The organism is Clostridium sp. DSM 8431 (assembly GCF_900116755.1).
In the GTDB taxonomy this organism is placed as follows: domain Bacteria; phylum Bacillota; class Clostridia; order Clostridiales; family Clostridiaceae; genus Clostridium.
Genome location: NZ_FPBY01000275.1, coordinates 1 through 2,570, shown reverse-complemented (window position 1 = coordinate 2,570; position 2,570 = coordinate 1). Strand labels below are relative to the sequence as shown.

General features: G+C 27.7%; 2 protein-coding genes. Both read right to left on the bottom strand.

Annotated elements, in window-relative coordinates; genetic code table 11:
- Positions 1–62: 62 nt before the first annotated feature.
- On the bottom strand, positions 63–1,379 hold the full coding sequence (locus BM384_RS16615) for an MATE family efflux transporter (RefSeq protein WP_090015315.1): 1,317 nt from the start codon (positions 1,377–1,379) through the stop codon (positions 63–65).
- Between the two features lie 262 nt (positions 1,380–1,641).
- The coding region (locus tag BM384_RS16610) for an ABC transporter permease (protein WP_139232163.1) at positions 1,642–2,570 on the bottom strand (929 nt) is incomplete at its 5' end.

The window sequence follows — 2,570 nt, the reverse complement described above, 5'->3', positions numbered from 1 at the left end:
TAATATTTTATAAAGTTTTCTAAACTTTTGTCATCTGTTATTCAACCCCCATAAAAAAATCTCTATTCCTTTAATAATTTAGTAGCTTTTACTTTATAAGCTAATATTGAAACTATTCCTTTTAAAACACTTGATAAACATATACTTAACCAAACACCAAAAATACCAAATGGTTTAATAAATAATAATGACATTGGAATTCTAAGAGCTGTAAACACTATACTTATAACAGCTGGAATATTTGGTTTTCCTATACCTGTAAACATACCATTAGATATCATTTCCATAGCGCTAAAAATTTCAGAATAAGCTACAACTTTAAGATATGAACACGCAATCTCTACAGTATTTTCATCTGTTACGAATAGTTTTACTATTGGTCTATTTAATGTTAAAAATGCTATTGCCATTAATAATGCATAAACTATACCAATCCCTAATGAAGCTTTATATCCTTCATGTATTCTATCAAACTTCTTAGCTCCAAAGTTTTGTCCTGTAAAGCTTGCTATTGCTGAATTAAATCCACCAATAACCATAAAGGATGCTGATTCAATTTGAGCTCCTATTTTTTGTGCTGCTATAGCATCTGATCCAAATACAGCTACTATCTTGCCCATAAATATTCCTATTAGATTAAATAGAAATCTTTGAAGGGCTGTTGGTGCTCCAAGCTTTGTAATTTCTATCATCTTATCACCATTAATTCCATTACTACGTCTAAAAAGAAGTATACTTCCAGAACTTATCAAGAACATAGCAAACATAACAATATTAGCAACAAGAGTACTAAGGGCAGCTCCTAAAACTCTTAAATTAAAGGTATAAATAAATAAAGGGTCTAAGACCATATTAAGTATAACCCCTACTAAATTAATTCTAAAAGCTATTTTATTATTCCCAAAGCTTCCTAGTATTCGAGTATACATAAAATTAAAAAATGAAAAGAATAATATTGGTGCATTTAGTGCAAGATAACGATATGAATCAATCTCTACATCATAATTATTAATATCAAGGAAACCAATAAACATTTTTCCACACAGTACAAGTATCATTCCAAAAATTAATCCCATAATAGTAGTCATTATAATACCTGCATTTATATATTCTTCTGCTTCCTTATTATCTTTTCTTCCTAAGGCATGTGATACCTTTATTCCAACTCCAGTTACAATAAATGAATCTATAGCATTTCCTAAGCTAATATAAAGGCTTGATGAACCTATACTAGCAACAGCATTACTCCCAAGCCTTCCAACCCACATCATATCTATTAAATTATATGTGAACTGTAAAAAAGAACTTCCTACAATAGGGAGTGCTAGAATAGTTATTACTTTAAGTATTTTCCCTTCTGTTAAATCTACTTTTTCCATAATTTCTCCATAAATATTACTTTTTTATTTATTGTATCATATATTTATATTAAAATTCATGAGGATAATTTTACAAAGTTGTTGTATTTTATAAAATTATCGTATTAAAAAGAAATGTAAACCATAAAAGAAGCAAAAAACATCCCTATAAAGACTCAAATATTATCTTTATAGGAATTAAAATTCCTTATTTTTTCTTTCTTGATATAAATGACTAAGTTCTGTAAAATTCCAAACAACACTTATATCTGATACCTTATTATTATTCAACTATCAAATTCTTAGGAGTAATCTTTCTAACCTTTCCTGAAATAACCCAGGAAGCAACTATTGTAAATAAAGTGATTGCTACAATAGGCACTAATATAATCTTCAAATTATATTCAGTAACATACTCCGTTACCCCAACATATTTAAAGAATACATACATTAATTTATCATTGAAAAGAACATTTAAAATAATCCCTAAAACACTTCCTATTAAAGCTATTATAAAAAACTCTATAGATAACTGATTCTGTATATCATTATCTGTACATCCTTGAGATTTTAAAATTCCAATATCACTTCTCATCTTCATTATATTCTTACTACATACAAGTACTACAATTATTCCAACTATTATAACAGAAAGAATAAATATAACTTGAGTAACTAGATGAACATCCTTTACTATATCAAAGTCTTCTTTTGCCGTTTTATAATCATTTTCAAAACTTAATTCATAATTGTCTTTTCCATATATAGATTCTAAATCCTCTATTATCTCCTCTGTCTTTTCAGGATCAGTTAATCTAAATTCCTTAACTGTTAAATTAAACTCTGAATTAAGTCTACTTATTCCCGACTCAAGCATTGTTATATTTCTTCCAACATCGTTTATTGCCTGCTTTATACCTACTATCATATAATCCTTTTTATTTCCTTTAGCATCTTCTACTGTAATCATATCTCCAATACTTTTGTCCAATTCTTCAGCCATTATAGGAGTTGTCATAACTTCATTATCATATTTAGGAACTCTTCCTTCTTTTGCCTTGCCTAAAATATTATCATTATTATCTGTAACTATTATCACAATATTATTGTCATCAACAGTTTTGTAAGTGTTAGTAATCTTGAACTCTTTCTTTATATCAGTATACTTCTCTATCTCATTCTTTATATTAGGAATCTCACCTTCATTTTCAG

Coding starts and splice junctions, on each gene's coding strand:
- BM384_RS16615 (WP_090015315.1), bottom strand. CDS start 1,379: ATGGAAAAAGTAGATTTAACAGAAGGGAAAATACTTAAAGTAATAACT.